The 19,458-nt window shown below is 43.8% G+C and carries 13 protein-coding genes; all 13 read left to right on the forward strand.

What is annotated here, in order from left to right; translation table 11 throughout:
* Nucleotides 1-616: 616 nt before the first annotated feature.
* Nucleotides 617-1,294, forward strand: coding sequence for an ABC transporter ATP-binding protein (locus RBI_RS00170; protein ID WP_038670180.1), 678 nt, complete (start codon nt 617-619; stop codon nt 1,292-1,294).
* 40 nt (nt 1,295-1,334) lie between these two features.
* Nucleotides 1,335-2,234 carry an ATP-binding cassette domain-containing protein gene (locus RBI_RS00175; protein ID WP_046439215.1) on the forward strand — a complete coding sequence of 300 codons (900 nt, stop codon included), beginning with the start codon at nt 1,335-1,337 and terminating at the stop codon, nt 2,232-2,234.
* A gap of 131 nt (nt 2,235-2,365) precedes the next feature.
* The gene (locus RBI_RS00180) at nt 2,366-5,332 is read left to right on the forward strand and encodes an extracellular solute-binding protein (protein WP_051706204.1); all 2,967 of its coding nucleotides are present in this window, start codon (nt 2,366-2,368) and stop codon (nt 5,330-5,332) included.
* Nucleotides 5,333-5,349: 17 nt separating this feature from the next.
* Nucleotides 5,350-6,288, forward strand: a complete 939-nt coding sequence (locus RBI_RS00185) for a carbohydrate ABC transporter permease (RefSeq protein ID WP_022287235.1) — start codon at nt 5,350-5,352, stop codon at nt 6,286-6,288.
* 18 nt (nt 6,289-6,306) lie between these two features.
* A complete protein-coding gene (locus RBI_RS00190; RefSeq protein ID WP_022287236.1) occupies nt 6,307-7,209 on the forward strand; it encodes a carbohydrate ABC transporter permease in 903 nt (300 codons plus the stop codon).
* 41 nt (nt 7,210-7,250) lie between these two features.
* Nucleotides 7,251-8,861: a tetratricopeptide repeat protein gene (locus tag RBI_RS00195; protein WP_148303533.1), complete on the forward strand. Its 1,611-nt coding sequence runs from the start codon at nt 7,251-7,253 to the stop codon at nt 8,859-8,861.
* Between the two features lies 1 nt (nt 8,862).
* A complete protein-coding gene (locus RBI_RS00200) occupies nt 8,863-9,492 on the forward strand; it encodes a Yip1 family protein (RefSeq protein WP_022287238.1) in 630 nt (209 codons plus the stop codon).
* A gap of 26 nt (nt 9,493-9,518) precedes the next feature.
* Nucleotides 9,519-11,996, forward strand: coding sequence for a DUF5696 domain-containing protein (locus RBI_RS00205; RefSeq protein WP_038670184.1), 2,478 nt, complete (start codon nt 9,519-9,521; stop codon nt 11,994-11,996).
* The gene (locus RBI_RS00210) at nt 11,996-13,078 is read left to right on the forward strand and encodes a carbohydrate ABC transporter permease (RefSeq protein WP_242843645.1); all 1,083 of its coding nucleotides are present in this window, start codon (nt 11,996-11,998) and stop codon (nt 13,076-13,078) included. Before RBI_RS00205 ends, RBI_RS00210 begins: the two co-directional genes overlap by 1 nt.
* 12 nt (nt 13,079-13,090) lie before the next feature.
* Complete coding sequence (locus tag RBI_RS00215) at nt 13,091-14,140, forward strand: carbohydrate ABC transporter permease (RefSeq protein ID WP_038670186.1); 1,050 nt, start codon at nt 13,091-13,093, stop codon at nt 14,138-14,140.
* A 258-nt stretch (nt 14,141-14,398) separates the two neighbouring features.
* Nucleotides 14,399-15,451, forward strand: coding sequence for an efflux RND transporter periplasmic adaptor subunit (locus RBI_RS00220; RefSeq protein ID WP_022287242.1), 1,053 nt, complete (start codon nt 14,399-14,401; stop codon nt 15,449-15,451).
* A gap of 18 nt (nt 15,452-15,469) precedes the next feature.
* Nucleotides 15,470-18,445 (forward strand): ABC transporter permease, encoded by a 2,976-nt coding sequence (locus RBI_RS00225; protein WP_038670188.1) that lies wholly within the window; start codon nt 15,470-15,472, stop codon nt 18,443-18,445.
* A gap of 14 nt (nt 18,446-18,459) precedes the next feature.
* Nucleotides 18,460-19,290: a purine-nucleoside phosphorylase gene (locus RBI_RS00230; protein WP_038670190.1), complete on the forward strand. Its 831-nt coding sequence runs from the start codon at nt 18,460-18,462 to the stop codon at nt 19,288-19,290.
* The last annotated feature ends 168 nt before the right edge of the window (nt 19,291-19,458 follow it).

Raw genomic sequence — 19,458 nt, forward strand, 5'->3', positions numbered from 1 at the left:
TTTTTATAGGTTCAAATTGCACAAATGCCTTTTTTGTATAGTTTTTTTTGCCTCCTTTTACATAATGTTAAGAACAGTTTTGCTTTTGCATATTTTAAATAAATATATCAAATGTTTTTTGTGCATATCGGTAGAAATTTTTCGGATTTTATTCTTCAAAATGTAAAATTATTATTAATTGAAAGCTAAAATCTTGACGGCTACAGAGTTTTCAACCTTTTTTGACAAGATTTATTGCGAAATGCACAAAAAATGATTTTATAGTTTGTTTAAGGTGACTAAATCCTCCGCAAGCCTCGTTTTTATGTTATCTTAAACGTTTAACATCCTTGACAAAATACAGAGAAATTGATATAATTAAGATTAGCTGAATGAACCCATTTTGGCATTTTACATAAAATTATGGGCTGATTTGCATAATTTATTGCCCGAAATTTGAACATATTGTACAAGAAATACAATATGTTGTGGTCGTTGTGTGCTTCTGACACGATATGTGAATAATGCACAAATATTTTAACCTTTGTTTGAGTATATTACATAGGTCAAAATGACCAATGCAGTGGATGAGATGAGGGCGAAGACCCTGTTTGATGTGATAAAGGAGCCATGCGGTATGGACACTATACTTTCAACTGAAAATCTGTGCCGTGACTTTAAGATCGGCGACGGAAGCGTTGTGAATGCGCTGAAAAATATCAACATCGAAATAGAAAAGGGCAAGCTGACGATCCTTAGAGGACGTTCAGGAAGCGGTAAGACTACTCTTATCAATATTCTTGGAGCGCTTGACAAGCCAACAAAGGGCAAGGTCATGTTTGGCGGACGGGATATTACAAGGCTTTCTGAAAGAGCCAGAGATGATATACGACGGTATAAAATGGCGTTCGTGTTCCAATCTGTGGCACTCATGTCGGGAATGACCGCTTATGAAAACGTTGACTTTGGTCTAAGACTTGCGAAATATCCATATGAAGAAAGGGATAAGCGCACAAGGGAATGTCTGCGAAGCGTGGGACTTGAAAAGCGAATGTTCCACCGGCCGGGGGAAATGTCCGGTGGTGAACAGCAGCGAGTTGCTATAGCAAGAGCTATCGCACATAAGCCTGACATAATTTTTGCGGACGAGCCTACTGCCGAGCTTGATACGGCAACTGCGCTCCATGTTGTAAAGCTTTTCAAAGAGCTGGTGGCGAGAGATGAGATGACTATCATAATGACCACTCACGACCCCAGCATGATAGATATAGCTGATAAGGTTTATACATTAGAGGACGGTGAGATAGTTGAGTGATGAACTTGATACTATTGTAGCTGCCGACAATGATAAATATATGATACGGTGTGAAAATCTGGTGAAGATCTACAAAACTTCTGATGTTGAGGTGGTGGCGCTCCAAGGACTTGACCTGGATGTCGAGCGTGGAGAACTCATGGCGATCGTCGGAAACTCAGGAAGTGGTAAATCGACGCTGCTCAATATGCTTGGAGGACTTGATAAGCCTTCGGCGGGAAACCTTTATGTGGACGGTAAGGACCTTCTGAAGTTTACTGATAAGGATTATATGGAGTATAAAAGGAACACCGTAGGCTTTGTGTGGCAGAATAATGCAAGAAATCTTGTGCCGTATCTTACGGCTGTGCAGAATGTTGAGCTCCCTATGCTGCTCAACGGCGAGCATAAAAGACGGCAGAAAGCACTGGAGCTGCTTGACAGAGTGGGACTGCTGAAAAGAAAAAACAGCAGGCTTGACCAGATGTCGGGAGGCGAACAGCAAAGAGTTGCAATAGCTATTGCATTGGCAAATGATCCGAGATTACTGTTGGCTGATGAACCTACAGGCTCGGTGGATACAAAGACTTCCAATATGATACTTGATATATTCAAGGAGCTTAATAAAGATGAGAAGATCACTATAGTGATCGTTACCCATGACCTTAAGCTTGCCGATCATATCGACAGAGTGGTGGCTATCAGAGATGGAAGAACAAGCTCTGAGATCGTAAGAAAGCGTTCTTATGTGGAGGAGCTTAATGAAATGGGAGATATCGTGCTGGTTGAGAACAGCGAGGAAACGGCTCATGAAGAGCTTATCGTCCTCGACAGATCCGGACGGCTGCAGCTCCCGAAGGACTTTATGGACGCTCTTGAGATAAAAGGCGGCGATAAGGTCAAGGTCGAACTTGATGAGAACGGCGAAAAGCTTGTGCTGTTCAGATCGGGGGGGACGTAAGCTTTATTTTCTTTATTTCCCGTGGGGGATCACATAATGAAGAGGTTCTATACTATTTATATTAGAATGTAATTAAGTAGGCTTGATTCTCGCAAAACCAAAAGCAATTTATTTAGAAAGGTGGATTCATAGTGAAAGACACAATGTTTAGGCGTGTTATTGCTTCCGCATTGGCACTTGCTCTGTGTGCAAGCGCATCAGTTCCAGCATTTGCAGACAGTGAAGCGGCGGACGACAGCACTCTAGGCACGCAGGCAACTGCTGATGATTCTGCAACAGGCGACGGAAGCTCCGCTGCCACGACGGGTACCGATTCGATCCGTCAGACTTCTTATACTAACTATGTAAAGAAGTATACCGACGCTGCAAGACCTGATCAGACAGTCGAGGTCTTGGGAAAGGATTACGATCCTGCTTCAGTAACAGACGCTCAGATCACTGTAACTACAGTAGATGGAGAGAATGATGTTATGCAGTGGGCAAATCAGGAGGGTTCAGTTTCTTGGACGGTGAACATTCCTGAAACAGGCGTCTACAATATCAAGATGATATATGAGGCACTTGAAAGCAACACAAACGACGTTGAGTTTTCGTTGCTTATCGACGGCGAAAGCCCATATGCAACAGCGTCAAGAATCACGCTGAGCAAGAGATGGATCAACGAATCTGAGATCAAACAGGATTCAAGACAGAACGATATCCGTCCTGGACAGATATCGACTCCATGCTGGCAGGAAACTCCTCTGGAAGACATCGACGGACTGTTTAACGAGCCGCTGGAGTTCTATATGGAGGCTGGCGAACATACGATAACATTTGAATCTGAAAAGGCTGAGTTTGCTGTCAAGAGCTTTACTTTCTATCAGTATGAAGCACCTGCTGCTTACACAGCACCATCAGACAGCGATCTGACACAGGCTCAGGGACAGAAGATCACTCTTGAGGGTGAAACTGCTGCCTACAAGTCATCAAGAACTCTTTATCCTACAGCAGATAAGAGCTCTTATCTCACATCGAGCGCAAACGGCTCAAGCCCTACTAAAACAAGATATAATACTATCGGTTCAGGAAGCTGGACGCAGTCAACTCAGACAGTAACATGGGAGTTCAATGTTGACAAGGCTGGCTACTATAAGATAGGTATAAGAGGCAGACAGGATCAGATGAGAGGTATGTACTCCAACAGACGTCTTTATGTCAATGGCGAAGTACCTTGCCTTGAAGCTAATCAGATAAAGTTCTACTACGATACAGACTGGAGCATCACAACGCCAAAGTCTGAAAACGGCGACGATCTTTATTTCTACCTCCAGGCAGGCACAAACACTATTTCTCTGGAAGCAGTTCCTGGTGAGATCGGTGAGATCATGGGCGATCTGGACGAGCTTGTTTATAACATAAACAGCTACTATAGACAGATCAGACAGATCACAGGTCCTGATCCTGATGAATACAACAACTACATGATCGACACAGCCATCCCTTCTATCGTTCCTGATTTCAAGGAATATGCTAAGACATTGAGAGATAAGAAGGCTGAGATCGAGAAGCTTTCAGGTTCAGGCGGAACTGAGGCTGAAACTCTTGAGAAAATGGCTATCGTTCTTGATAAGTGTATAAAGAAGCCTGACCTTATCCCTGAGATGATGTCACAGATCAAGGATAACATCACATCGGTTTCTTCTTTCGTAAACCAGTATCGTGAGCAGCCTCTTGAAGTCGATATGATCGAGGTAGCTACTTCCGATCAGGATTTCACTTCATGTGACAAGTCATTCTTTGGCTCACTTGGCTTCGGCTTCAAGGGCTTTATCGGTTCATTCTTTGAGGACTACAACGCACTGTCCGATGAGGACGAAAGCGCTATGGAGTGCTGGGTAATGCTCGGTCGTGATAACGCTGAGGCTCTCCAGCAGCTCATTTCAAGTGAATACAATCCAACAGCTAAAACAAAGATCAATCTTAAGCTCGTTCAGGGTGGTATCGTTGAGGCTACATTTGCAGGCAAGGGTCCTGACCTCGCTCTCTTCATGGGCGGCGACTTCCCTATCCAGCTTGCAGCCCGTGGCGTTCTTACAGATCTCACCACATTCAGCGACTTTGACGAGGTAAAGACACGTTTTGCAGACGACGCTACTGTTCTTTATCAGTACAACGGCGGTACATACGGTCTTCCATGTGACCAGACCTTCCCAATGCTGTTCTATCGTTCTGATATCCTCAGCGAGTACGGTATCGACCCAGCAACAGATCTTAACACTTGGGACGGACTTCTTAACTGTCTGCCAACACTTCAGAGAAACTACCTTGAAGTTGGTCTTATCCTCCCTGTAATGACAAGTACAGGCGGAACAACTCAGGTATCTGCTATCACAGAGCCTGGTAACACATTCGCTATGCTTCTTCTCCAGCAGGGTCTTAACTACTACAACGAAGAGCAGACAAAGACAACATTCGATACTCAGGAGGCTGTAAACGCTTTCGATACTTGGACAAAGTTCTATACAACATACAGCTTCCAGCAGACATATGACGCATTCACACGTTTCAGAACAGGTGATATGCCGGTAGTTATCCAGAACTACACATTCTATAACCAGCTTTCTGTAGCCGCTCCTGAGATCAAGGGCTGCTGGGGATTCCAGCCAGTTCCTGGTACTGTTCAGGAAGACGGAACTATCAACCACGCAGCAAACTCCAATGGTTCAGGTGCTATTATCTTCACAAAGGCAGCAGATCAGGAGGGCGCTTGGGACTTCATCAAGTGGTTCACCTCAACTGACGCTCAGGTCAAGTACGGTAACAACATCGAGTCTATCCTTGGTACAATGGGTAGATATGCAACAGCTAACGAAGAAGCTCTTCAGCAGTTGTCTTGGACAACTTCAGAAGTAAATCTTCTTCTTGACCAGCTTAATTCACAGGTAGAGATCCCGATCATTCCTGCATCTTACGGTGTAACAAGAAACGTTATGAACGCATTCAGAGCTGTAGTTAATGACTACGACAACGCTCGTGATACACTGTTCTGGTACAATAAGGATATCAATGACGAGATCACTCGTAAGCTTGAAGATCTTGGTCTGTACGACAATTAATGAAAGGGGAGTAACTAATGGCCAAAACCAATCCTGAAGCGCCTATGATAAAACAGGGCAAGTGGAAGTACACATGGCACATGATGAAAACCAACAAGGCTTGCTATGCAATGCTCCTGCCTTTCATGTCTTTGTTCATTATCTTCACGGTAGTGCCTGTCGTAATGTCGCTGCCAATGGGCTTTACAAACTTTAACATGATCGAAACTCCTAAGTTCGTAGGACTTTCAAACTTCTATACGCTGTTCCTTAACGACGACGTATTCCTTATCGCAGTAAGAAACACTCTTATCTTTGCGATATTCACAGGACCGTTCTCTTATATCCTCAGCTTTATCATTGCTTGGCTGATAAACGAGATGAACGCATTCCTCAAAACCTTCTTCACATTCGTGTTCTATGCACCTTCTATGACAACTTCCGTATATGTTACCTGGCAGCTTATCCTGTCAGGTGACTCCTACGGTTACCTGAACGCTGTGCTTATCGATCTGGGTATCCTGAACGAACCTGCACAGTGGCTCACAGATACAAACTATATCCTTACAGTTGTTATCATCGTTCAGCTTTGGATGTCAATGGGTGCAGGCTTCCTTGCTATCCGTGCAGGCTTCCAGAACATTGATAAGTCAATGTACGAAGCAGGTGCTATCGAGGGTATCAAGAACAGATGGCAGGAGCTTTTCTACATCACTATCCCTTCAATGGGACCACAGCTTCTGTTCGCTGCCGTTATCCAGATCTCAGCATCATTCACAGTCGGTGTTGTTGGTCAGAACCTCGTAGGTCTGCCTTCAACAGACTATGCAGCTCACACGATCATGAACCACGCAACAGACTATGGTAACATTCGTTACGAAATGGGTTATGCGTCAGCAATATGTTTCGTATTGTTCGCTGCAATGCTCCTTGCCAATAAGGGTATCAACTGGCTCTTAGGCAAGTATCTTGACTAAAGGAGGGGAGTATATAAAATGGCTAGAAAAAGAAAAAAGCAGCAGTCTATTGAAAAGCTGAAGGTCAAAGAGAAAAAGGCGAGAGTCAATGGTTCTCTTGGCGGAGATATAGTTATTTTCGTATTCCTCTGTCTCCTTGGTGCATTCATGGTGTTCCCGCTGTATTACTCAGTTATCCAGTCTATGAAGCCTGTTGAGGAGCTGTTCGTGTTCCCTCCAAAGCTTTATGTACTGAATCCGACTACCAACAACTTCTCAGATATGTTCAAGGTAGCCGCAAGCTCATGGCAGGTACCGCTGTCAAGATATATCTTCAACAGCTTCTTTATTACAATAGTAATTTGTATCTGCAACCTTTTCGTTTGCTGCTGCGCAGCATTCGTTCTTGCAAAGTGTAAATTCCCAGGAAACAAGGTCATTAACCAGATCATCGTTATTGCCCTCCTGTTCTCCTCAAATGCAACATGGATCATGCAGTTCCTCGTAATGGCTAAGCTCCATATGATCGATACATACTGGGCATTGATCCTCCCAAGCATTTCAACATCAATGGGTCTTTACCTCATGCGTCAGAGCATGACAACCATCCACGACTCCATGGTGGAAGCGGCTAAGGTGGACGGCGCAGGTCTGTTCAGGATCTGTTGGCAGATCGTCGTTCCAAACTCAAAGCCAGCTTTGATGACACTTATCATCTTCGCTTTCCAGGGAGCATGGAACATTCAGGGCGGAGCACTTATCTACTCCGAGCAGCTCAAAACACTACCTACAGTTGTACAGCAGATCACAGCAGCAGGTCTTGCTCGTCAGGGCGTTACATTTGCCGCAGCAGTTGTACTTCTGATACCACCACTGATCGTATTCCTTGTAGCTCAGGGCAACGTCATGGAAACAATGGCTAACTCAGGTATGAAGGATTAATTTGAACTTAGATTATAGAAAAGGAAAAAAGGTGATAAGTAGTGTCGAGAAATAAAATCTCTCTAAAACGAATGATCTCTGCGGCACTTGCAGCAGGTCTGGCGCTGACCATGACCGTGACTGCTTTCGCAGATGAGCCTTATACAGCCTATAACTACGACTATTGGGACGATGCGATCCCATCGCAGAGTGCCTACCGTGTAGAAAAGACTGTAACAGGTGCAGATATGGGTCTTGACAGGCTTTCAGATCCGAGCGACCCGCTTTATATAAGCGATGACGCTCCTGCAAAGCTCTCAGATGCAAAAGACCTCTTTTACGATCAGGACAACGATACTTTCTGGGTGTGCGATTCAGGCAACAACAGAATACTCCGTCTTGATACTGATCTTAAGGTAACAGGCTGTTATACCGGATTCACAGGCTCTACAGAAATATCTGTAGGCGAGGACGGAAAATCGACCTTCCTTAATCCTAACGGCATATATGTCAAAAAGAGCATCTTTGATGATAAGCTTTATGTTTACATCGCAGATACAGACAATTCAAGGGCTGTTAAGTGTACTGTTGAGTCAGGCACAGAAATGACTCTGGTGCAGGAATACACAAAGCCTGACACAAAGCTTTATGATTCCGAAACATTCAACCCTTCAAAGATACTTGCAGATAAGGCAGAGAATATCTACGTTGTTTGTAAGTCAGTAAACACAGGTTCTGTTCAGTTCAATAAGGACGGTGAGTTCCAGGGCTTCTACGGTGCTAACCGTGTTGAGGTAACAGCTGCCGTTATCGCTCAGAAGCTGTGGAGAAAGATCGCTTCAAACGAGCAGATCTCAGCAATGACAAGAAACGTTCCGGTCGAGTATGCAAACTTCGATATCGACGCAGACGGATTTATCTACACTGTTACTGAGGCTGCAAATACTACGACCGACGCTGTTAAGAAGCTTAACCCAGCTGGTTATAACATCTGGGATAACGCAGTCGGTGATGAGTATTCATTTGGTGACGTTGCTTCAGAGTATGATTCAACAACAAATAAAACTTATAAGTGCAGACTTACAGATATCTGCGTTTCTGACAACGGAACAATAAATGTTCTTGACTATGAAAACGGCAGAGTGTTCCAGTATGATAAGCTCTGTAATCTTCTTTGCATCTTTGGTACAAAGAACTCCACTTCTGATCAGGCAGGAAGCTTCCTTGGACCAAACGCTATCGAGGCAAGAGGCAACGAGGTCTATATCCTTGACGGAACAAAGAACGATATCACAGTTTATACTGAAACAACTTTCGGTAATGTCGTTCACAGAGCAGTTCTCCTCTATGACGAGGGCAGATACTCAGACGCAAGAGCTGATTGGGAAGAAGTTATAAAGAGAGACGGCGGCTATGCAATGGCTTATGTCGGACTTGGTAAGGCTTGCCTTAACGACGGCGAGTATATGAAGGCTCTTGATTACTTCAAAACAGCTTACGATCAGGACGATTACGATAAGGCATTCAAATATGCAAGAGAAGAATGGCTCAGAGATAACTTCACAGTGATAATGATAGTTATTATCGTTTTGATCGCTCTGCTCATCGTAAAGGCAGTTCTCAAGAAAAAGGGCATAAAGCTCATCAAGCGCAAAAAGAAGGAGGGAAACTGATATGTATGAATTTACTCCGGTAGGTTGGCTCAAGCATTGTGTTTTCCACCCTGTTGAGGGCTTTGAGGACCTGAGATGGAAGAAACAAGGCTCAATGAAAATATCGATGCTCATAGTTCTCTTCCTCTTTATTGCAATGGTCGTTGACAGACAGCTCACAGGCTTCCAGTTCAATGACAGCTACGTTAAAGTATTCAACGTTGTTCCGCTTATCGTTCAGTCTGTAGTTTACTTCTTCACTTGGGTACTCGGCAACTGGGCAATATGCACACTTCTCGACGGTGAAGGTACACTTAAAAAGATCTGCATCTATTCTGCATATTCTCTTGTTCCTTACATCGTTTGCACATTTATCGCAGTGATCTTCTCAAACGTTCTGGTACAGGACGAGTCGATCTGGATCACAGCTATCCAGTATCTTGGCATCGGCTGGTCTGTTATCCTTATGGTGCAGGCAATGAGAGCCGTTCACCAGTATTCATTCGGAAAAACACTTGCTTCAATTATTGGTACGATCATCGCAATGCTTCTTATATTGTTCCTTGCGATACTTCTCCTTTCATTGTTCCAGCAGGTATATGTATTCGGTTACTCAGTTTATACTGAGATCATGTACAGGATCAGAGGCTAAAACAGAAACGGTGGTGTAAATAATAAATGCATAACAAAAGTTACAAGAAAGCAGTTGTCTTTGCTATCTGCCTTACAATGCTGATGCCTCTGGGGTCAATGGTGGTTTCTTCCACTGACGAGAGTTCAAGCCAGGCTGATTCAAGCGCCGCAGTAAAGGATACTGACAGCAGTGTCGATTCAGCGGCTGATGATACAAGCTCAGCTGACGCTTCCGACGCAGCAGCTACTGCCGATGAAAGCAGCGATAAAGCTGCTGAAGACTCAGCAGCCGATGAGAAAACAACTACTACAGCAAGCAAGGACGACGAGGTTCAGCCTATAACTGACGAAGAAGCTCTTGCAATGTGCGAAAAGATAACAGAGAACGACAAGATAGCTCTTTATCTTGACGAAGAAAACGAAAGACTTTGTCTTTATGTAAAGGCTTCAGGTAAGTATTGGTGGACTTCGCCTATAAATGTTCAGGCTGACCAGACAATTATCGACACAGTTAAGGGCACAGCAATGAAAAATGCCCAGAGAAAGCAGATCGCTGCAAGTGCCGCTATCAGAGTCGGTGACCTTAGACAGGAAAAGAGAACAGAGTCCCCTGCTCCGGTTTATTCCAACAAGGCAAAGGTAAAATGGCAGAAAAATTCAGACGGCGTTGTTGCTACATATAACTACGTTTCTGATGGTGTGAAGCTCAAGATACATTACGTTCTTGAGGACGATAACCTTTATGTTTACTGCGATTCAGATGAGATCGAGGAGAAAAACACTTCTCAGGTAGACGGAAAGGTGCTTACAAAGATCGAGTTCTGCCCTAACTTCGGCGCTGCTGATTCAACTGCGACAGGCTATATGATAGTTCCTGACGGAAGCGGTGCTGTAATAAACTACAACAACGGCAAGACCGAGTATGCTGACTATAATCAGCAGGTATTCGGCAGAGATTATACAGCCGTTCCAATAACAGCTCCAAGAACCACTCAGCAGGCTTATATGCCAGTCCTTGCAACAGTAAGCGGTTCATCTGGACTTGTTTGCGTTGCTTCTGACGGTGAGTCAAACGTTTATGCTCACGCTCAGGTATGCGGACAGGAAAAGCAGGCTTACAACACTTGTTACTTCGAGTTTGAAACAAGAAGCTCAGACTCATTCTTCATGAGCGGTGATAACTCAAACAAGATCACAGTGTTCGAGAAGAACGGAATAAAGACCGAGAGATTTGGAGTTCGTTATTATCCTGTTGATTCAGACAACGGCGAGGATCTTAACTACGCCGACTGCGCTGAGGTCTACAGAAACTACCTTATCAATAATAGGGGTCTTACAGCTAAGGCTCAGGCAAATAAGAGCGATCTTTACGTTGACCTTTATGGCGGCGTTATGAAGGATACTTCTATTCTCGGTATCCCATTCAATCTTAAAACAGAGATCACTGGCTTCGATCAGGCTTCCGACATACTTGATATCCTCAAGGACGGCGGAGTTGACAACATAACTGTCAACTATAACGACTGGACAAATGACTCTATCAAGAACAAGATATCCACAGAGGTATCTCCGTCCGGCAAGCTTGGCGGTTCAAGCGCATTCGATAAGCTTATCTCAAAGGACGATAATATGAAGATCGTTCCTTCAATGAACAACTTCCAGATGGACAGCGGTTCATGGGGATATATGACTCTTACAAGCACAGCTATCAGAGTTTCAAATGCTTATTCAAGACAGTCATCATACAGCCCGGCATTCGGTGTTGCAGAAAAGGGAGTTTCACCTGCCCTGCTCACACCAAACAAGTACTCGAATGTGTTCACAGAAATGCTCGAGAGCTATACTGATGAAAAGCTCACTTCTATCGGCTTCGGTGATTATTCAACAAAGCTTGTTTCTGACTATTCAAAGAAGGATCCTTCAAGCAGAAGCAAGACCATGAATACTGTCGTTGACGGCTATAAGAGTGCGAGCGAGAAGATCAGTACAGTATTCGCAGACGGTGCGAACTCTTACGTTCTCCCATATGTAACAAACGTTTCAAACGTTCCTGTTTACTCCAGTGGATTCAACGTAACAGATTTCGATATTCCATTCTATCAGATGGTCATTCACGGATATGTTGACTACGCTTCAACACCTATCAATAAGAGCTCAAATTCAGATGAAACATTCCTGCTTTCACTGGCTTCAGGCTCACAGATACACTATGATATGACATACGCTGACGCTGATACGCTTCAGGATACAGAATATGACGACCTGTATTATTCAAACTATGCAGGCTGGACAGATCTTGCGGCTAATCAGTACAAAAAGGTAAGCAGCATACTTTCAGGCGTTTCAGATTATACGATCACAAAGTATGAGCTGAGCGATGACAAGAACGTTCTTACCACAACTTATTCAAAGGACGGAGCTTCAGACGTTGTTATCAGTGTTGATAAGAAGAACGCAACAGCTACCGTAGGCACAGAGGTCTATGACCTTGCAGATTGTATAGAAGGAGGTTTGACAGAATAATGAGCGAAGAGATCAAAAACACTCCTGAAGAGATCGAGGCTGTTAAGGCTGAGGATCTTGAAGATACAGTCGAAAAGGAAAATGACGCTGAGGCTGTTATAGAAGAAATTTCAACAGAGGAGATAATCGCAGAAGAGCCTGCCGCTGAGGCAGTCGCTCCTGCACCTGTGATGAAGGAAAAGAAGCACAGACTTTCTTATGAAAAAAGAAAAGGACTTTACGGCTACGGATTTATAGCGATCTGGGCGCTGGGTACTATCTACTTCTTTATCCTGCCTCTTATAGAATCTCTCATTTACTCATTCAACAAAACTGAGGTAACTCAGGGCGGAATGAAAATGTCCTTTATCGGTTGGAAAAACTATGTAAACGCTTTCCGTAAGGATCAGGATTATTCCAAGGCTCTGGTAGCAATGATCGAGAATACGGTTTTGAGAACTCCTCTTATCCTCATATTCTCTATCTTTATCGCAGTTATCCTTAATCAGAAATTCAAGGGAAGAACATTCGCAAGATCAGTATTCTTCCTCCCTGTTATCATCGCTACAGGTCCTGTTATCGACATCATCAACGGTAACATGAGCACAGGCGGATACGCAGGCGGATCTGAGCAGTTCAGCTCAATGTTCGAGGCTGACCTCGTTGACCAGCTGCTGAACTTCCTCGGTATCTACAACATCAGTGATAAGCTCACTATGATAATAAACTCGCTGACCACCGACATCCTGAACCTTGTATGGAACTCAGGTATCCAGATACTTCTAGTGCTTTCAGCACTTCAGGGTATCCCGCTCTCAGCTAAGGAAGCAGCCCAGATCGAGGGTGCAACTTCATGGGAGTTCTTCTGGAAAGTCACAATTCCTTATATCAGCCCAATGATACTTTCAAGCGTGGTTTATACAATCGTTGACTCATTCGTCGATCCACAGAACGAAGTTATGACGATCGTTCTTAACAAGGCAAGCAACTGGGAGCATGGCTACTCAGCGGCAATGGCTTGGGCATACTTCCTTATTGTAGCAGTATTCCTTGCACTTGTCGTAGCACTTGTTAATAAGTTCGTTTACTATGAAGTAGAATAAGGGGGGATTTAAGTGGCAACTAAAAAAGAAGAAAAAGAGTTCGAAAAAGAACGAAAGGCTGCTATTAAAGCCCGTTATAAGAAGATGAAAGAGGAGGGTCTTGAGAAATATCTCACCCCTGAGCAGATCAGCTATAACAGAAGAAGAAGAGCGATCGGAATGGTTTGGCCGTTCTTCAGATTCCTCATCCTGTTTGGTCTGTGCTTCGTAATCCTCTATCCACTGATATTCATGCTTTCAACTGCGTTCAGACCAAATGAGCAGATGAACGACCCGTCAGTAGTTTGGATCCCTAAGAGCTTCACACTTGATAACATCAAGGACGTTTGGGGAGTAATGAAGTTTGAAGATACTGTTGTAAACACAGTTATCCTTAACCTCGTGGCCTCTGTCCTTCAGGTTATCACCTGCTCTATCACAGGCTACGGCTTTGCTAGATTTAAGTTCAAAGGTAAGGGAATCCTGTTTGGTATCGTTGTTCTTATGATCATCGTACCTCCACAGATCACAACTATCCCACTTTACCTCCAGTATGCTTACTTCAAGCCAGCGTGGCTCGCTAAGGTATTCACACTTGGCAAATCAACATCGCTTATCAACAGCGGTTGGACAATGTATCTTCCTGCATTGTTTGCAAACGGACTCCGTGCAGGTCTGTTTATCTTCATCTTCCGTCAGTTCTTCAGAGGACTTCCTAAGGAGCTTGAAGATGCTGCATACCTCGACGGCTGCAGCCCACTGAAAACATTCCTTGTTATCATGTGTCCTAACGCAAAGTCATCGTTCCTGACAGTATTCCTGTTCTCTATCGTTTGGTATTGGAACGACTACTATGTATCATCATCATTCTTCACACAGAACGACACTGTCGCTCTTATGCTGAAGAACCTGAATACAAACCTGACTCAGCAGCTCTTCGACGGTCAGGCGGTATCTGTAAGACAGATAATCGTATGGCTTGAAGCAGGTTGTCTGCTTTCTATCACACCTATCCTTATTATGTATGTATTTCTCCAGAGATACTTTATTGAGGGTGTTGAAAGATCAGGTCTTGCAAACTAATTTGCAAATAAGCTTATCAAAAGTCCTGCACTTCGGTGTGGGACTTTTTTTTGCGTGAAGCCCTTTTTATGTTCATATATTTAAGACTTATTAAATTTGTACATATATAAAGCAACGCACTTGTGCATATTGCATTGAAATGTCAGGTTAATTTAGTACAATCGTGTATAGAAAAAAAAACTTTTTTTGATATAATTACTTTGGGTATTATTGCCCATGGTAAGTTGTTTATAAAAATATTCAGTTAGGAGTCTGAACATGAATATAAAAGTTGATTTAAAAAAGCTTTTTGCTGCCGCAGTATCAGCGATAATGTGCCTCTCCGCAGGGGGTTGCTATCTGCTTCCTGACGAGGAGGAAGTCCTCGATGCGCCGACCGTGAAGGCAAGCGATGTTACATATTCCACAGTGACGGCAAAGAAAAAAGACCTTGAAAAGAAGATAGTCGCAACGGGCACTGTCACAGCGGAAAATCAGTATACTCTTTCTTATGAAAAGCAGAGTGGCACAGTGTCAAAATTTTATGTAAAAGCAGGCGATAAGGTCAAAAAGGGTGATGTTATCTGTGACCTTGATACATATGACCTTGACTATCAGATAGAAGAAAAACAGCTTTATCTCGAAAAAGCAAAGCTTAATGTTGATATAATTTATGAAGGCGGCGGCTCCCAGGCAGAGATAGACTCTGCTTATGTTGACGTTCAGCTTCTTGAAAAAGAGCTTGAAAAGCTTCAGGCTCAGAAGGAGGATTCAAGCCTGAAATCGCCTATAGACGGCGTTGTTTCGTCACTCTCTGACGTAAGAGCAGGCGACAACGTAAATCCGGGTCAGACTATCGCAACTGTTATAGATACTTCGGCTCTTTATATCGCAATACAGCCTGACGACCTCACCCAGTATGATATCGACACAGAAGTGCAGATAAGGATAGGCGAGGATTATTATGACGGTGTTGTTTTTATGACTCCTAAAAAGCTTGCTGATTATCAGGAAGAGCAGAAAGAGGATCACAATAATGTTGACGATACAGGTATAGATTATCAGGCGGACACTATCTATGTGAGATTTAAGGATACCGCCCCTGCGGAAACAGTGGGTCAGCTTGCAGATACGATACTTGTCCTTGACAGCGTAAAGGACGCTATCGTTATCTCAAATAATCTGATAAAAAAGGTTGACGGCACAAAGGTAGTTTATGTGCTGAAAAACGGTGAAAAAACTGCCGTTGAAGTGGAAACAGGACTTTCTACAGGCTCTCAGACCGAGATAAAATCGGGCCTTAAAGAGGGCGACGAAATTGTTATCAGATAGGTTTGAAAGGATAAGCTTATGTTCACCTTATTGTTCCGTAAAATGCGAAACACCAAATGGATGGTGCTTTGCCTGCTGATAGGCTTTGTTATGGCGTCTGCCATGATGAGCACTATCCCTATTTATATGAACGCTTCTCTGCAAAGAATGCTTGTAAAGGATCTTGAGTCGTTCCAGACAGAATATGATATCTACCCCGGTGCGTATAATACCAGCTATGGATTGAAAATGGATATCTCAGGCAGTGAGCAGCAGAAAGCTGTTGAGAATTATAATAACAAAGTGGAGGCTAAGTTCAAGGAGCTTGGTCTGCCTGAAAAGCTTGATAAGAAGTATATAAGTGACGAGTATCTCTATGTGCGTTCACTTGCCGTTTCAGATGGCAATTCGCAGGCAAGGTTCACTCTCGGCGGTATGACGGATATCTCCGACCATATCAGCATAAAGCAGGGCAGAATGTTCACTGCAGGCAAGCGTTCAGACGGCGTTTACGAGTGCGTTGCCACAGAAAAAGCCATGAAAAGCACAGAGCTTGCTATAAACACAGTATATGAGATAGCCGACGTGTTTGATGATAACAATTCAATAAAAATAGAAATCGTGGGCGTTTTTGACGTTAAGGACGAAAATGACGCATATTGGGCAGAGGGTCTTGATTCTCAGTATACAGCCGTTGTCTTTACAGATTATGACACAATGCTCGGGGATTGCGTTGATACTGGCGTTGTGAATATCACAAAGGCTGTCCATAACTATGCGGTGGATTATGCTTCCATGAATATGACTGACCTTGCAAGCACAAACGAAATGATAGCAAAGCAAAAGACCTATTTTGGTGAAAATTCCATAGGCTTTTCGATGCCTGCCTCAGATATCCTCAAGGACTATGAGAGCCGTTCATCACAGCTCCAGCTTGTTTTGTGGCTTTTGCAGATACCTGTCATACTTATGATAATATTCTATCTCTTTATGGTGTCGCAGCTCAACGTTGAGCAGGAGCGTAATGAGATAGCGGTGTTCAAAAGCCGTGGAGCAAGCCGCTTGCAGATAATGGGCATTTATGCTCTGGAATCTCTCGTACTGGGCGTTCTGACCGTTATAATAGGACCATTCGCAGGTCTTGGACTTTGCAAGGTACTTGGTGCGTCAAACGGATTCTTGGAGTTTGTCAACAGGCGTTCGCTCCCTGTTCATATGACAATAGAAGCTGTCGTCTATGCGGCAATAGCCGTGGCAGTGTTCTTTGTCACAACTATGATACCGATCGTTCCTGCCACAAAAACAACTATTGTTGAGCATAAGCAGTCAAAAGCCAAAAAGAAAAAGCACGCTCTGTGGGAAAAGGTCTGCCTTGATTTTATCCTTGTGGGCGGTTCAGTTGGCTGGCTTTATTATTACAACAAAACTCAGGAAAAGCTTGTTGCAGAGGGTGTAACAGACACCACCGCAACAGTAAACCCTATAATGTTCGTGGCTTCCACTGCCTTTATACTTGGCCTTGGTCTGTTTCTTATAAGGATATATCCTTATATAATAAGGCTTCTCGCAAGAATAGGCAGAAGAGTGTGGTCGCCTGCACAGTATGTTTCACTGACCAATATCGGTCGCTCCTCAACGGGCAGGGAAAGATTTTTGATGCTGTTCCTTGTTCTTACTGTATCATTGGGCGTGTTCTTTGCAAATACCGCAAGAGCCTTGAACAGAAATGCCGAGGAAAGCGTTGCCTATGGGGTTGGCTGCGACGCTGTTCTTACAGAGCAGTGGTATAGCAGTAAAATAGAATCTGCACAGCAGACCACTCCTCAAAGCGCATCTCAGACAGCTCAATCAGGCACAAAGCAGACTTCCGAAGAAAGCGACGAAGAAGATACAGAAACTACCATACAGTATGTAGAGCCTGTTTTTGAGCGATTTGAAAAGCTCGCAGGAGTGGAAAATGTCACAAAGGTTTTCAGAAAAGACGACGTGACCATATCTTCAAACAAAATGAACGTTCCAAGACAGCAGACAAAGTCTGACGATGAGGAAAAGACCCGTGACGATTTCCTTGACCAAAGCGTTGACACAAGCTCAGGCAAAAGCTCAACAAGCAATGTCCAGCTTATGACCATAGTGCCAAGCGATTTCTCAAAGGTCTGCAAATTTGAGGACAGACTTCTGCCAGTTCAGTTAAATAACTACCTGAACGCCCTCGCAGAGTACACCCCGGGAGTTATCCTCTCTTCAAGTTTCAAGAGCTACGGTCTGGAGCTTGGTGATACTGTAGAGTGTAAGTGGGGCGGAAACGAGCCCTTTGAAGTGACCGTCCTTGCATTTGTTGACTACTGGCCGGGACTAAGCCCTTATAAAGAGGCGAAAAACGGAGGTTATATGGACTTTGCCGTTATGAACTACGATTATGTGAACGTTCAGACAAGCATGGAGCCTTATGAGGTATGGTTCAAGCTCAAAGACGGAGCTTCTGTTCAGGAGTTTTATGACTCAATAGACAAAGCAGGCATTAAACCCCTCACCCTTGAATCTGCAAGCCAGCAGACCATAGAAAAGAAAAACGACCCTATGCTCCAGGGCATGAACGGCGCTCTCACTCTCGGCTTTATCATCATCATGGTGATGTGCATAATAGGTTTCCTTATCTATTGGATACTCTCCATAAAGAGCAGGACTTTGCAGTTTGGTATCCTAAGAGCAATGGGAATGAAGTTCAGAGAGATAATAATGATGATAGTCTATGAACAGCTTTTGGTGTCAGGCGTTGCAATATTCGCCGCTATCTTTATCGGCGGCGTAACAAGCGACCTTTTCGTACCGCTGTTCCAGAGCATCTTCGATGCAAGCCAGTCAGTGCCGCCGTTTGCAGTGATACCTGAACGCAGCGACTATCTGAAGCTTTATGCAGTTATAGGAGTAATGCTGCTCACAGCATTTGTGGTGCTTGGCAGACTTATAAAGAAGATAAAGATAAGTCAGGCGTTGAAGCTTGGTGAGGATTGATAGGAGGAAATTTTATGACAGCTTATGAAAAGCTTATAAAATGTTATGAGTGCGTAAAAAGCAAAATAGACTTTGAGCCAAAGGTAGCCCTTGTGCTTGGCTCAGGTCTTGGCGATTATGCAAATTCCATAGACGTGAAATACACCCTCAGCTATAATGATATAGAGGGCTTCCCTACATCAACGGTAGAGGGTCATAAGGGTCAGTTCGTTTTCGGATATGTGGGCGAAGTGCCTGTTGTTATAATGCAGGGCAGAGTGCACTATTATGAGGGCTATGCAATGGAGGACGTTGTGCTTCCTGCAAGACTTATGAGAATGTTGGGCGCAAAGGTGCTCTTCCTCACAAACGCATCGGGCGGAGTGAACGCAGGCTTCAAGGCAGGCGACTTCATGCTTATAACCGACCATATCTCAAGCTTTGTTCCTAATCCTCTTATCGGCAAGAACATCGACGAGCTTGGAACAAGATTTCCTGATATGAGCGAGATATATAACAAAAAGCTCAGGGATATCATCTCAGGTGCGGCAGAAGATCTTGACATAACCCTCCGCCATGGCGTTTATCTCCAGCTCACCGGACCGTCTTTCGAGTCCCCTGCGGAAATAAGAATGGCAAGAACTATCGGTGCTGACGCAGTGGGAATGTCAACAGCCTGCGAGGCTATCGCCGCAAATCATGCAGGCATGAAAGTCTGCGGAATATCCTGCGTTGCAAACCTTGCAGCAGGCATGACGGATAATCCTCTCACTCATGCTGAAGTTCAGGAATGTGCAGACAAGGCTGCTCCCCTTTTCAAAAAGCTTATCACTGAAAGCATTATAAGGATAGGTAAACAGCTTTAAGGTTTTGTAACAGCTTTTTCAAAATAATATGTAACAAATGTGCGAAAAGGGCTGATGATGTGTACTTTTTTGCTAAACTTTGTGAAAAACTATTGACAAATCAAACACTTTAGTTTAATATATTATTATGAAGTAAGTATCTTCAAAAAATATATCAAGAATATGGAG

This window comes from Ruminococcus bicirculans (ex Wegman et al. 2014), assembly GCF_000723465.1.
GTDB lineage: Bacteria > Bacillota > Clostridia > Oscillospirales > Ruminococcaceae > Hominimerdicola > Hominimerdicola aceti.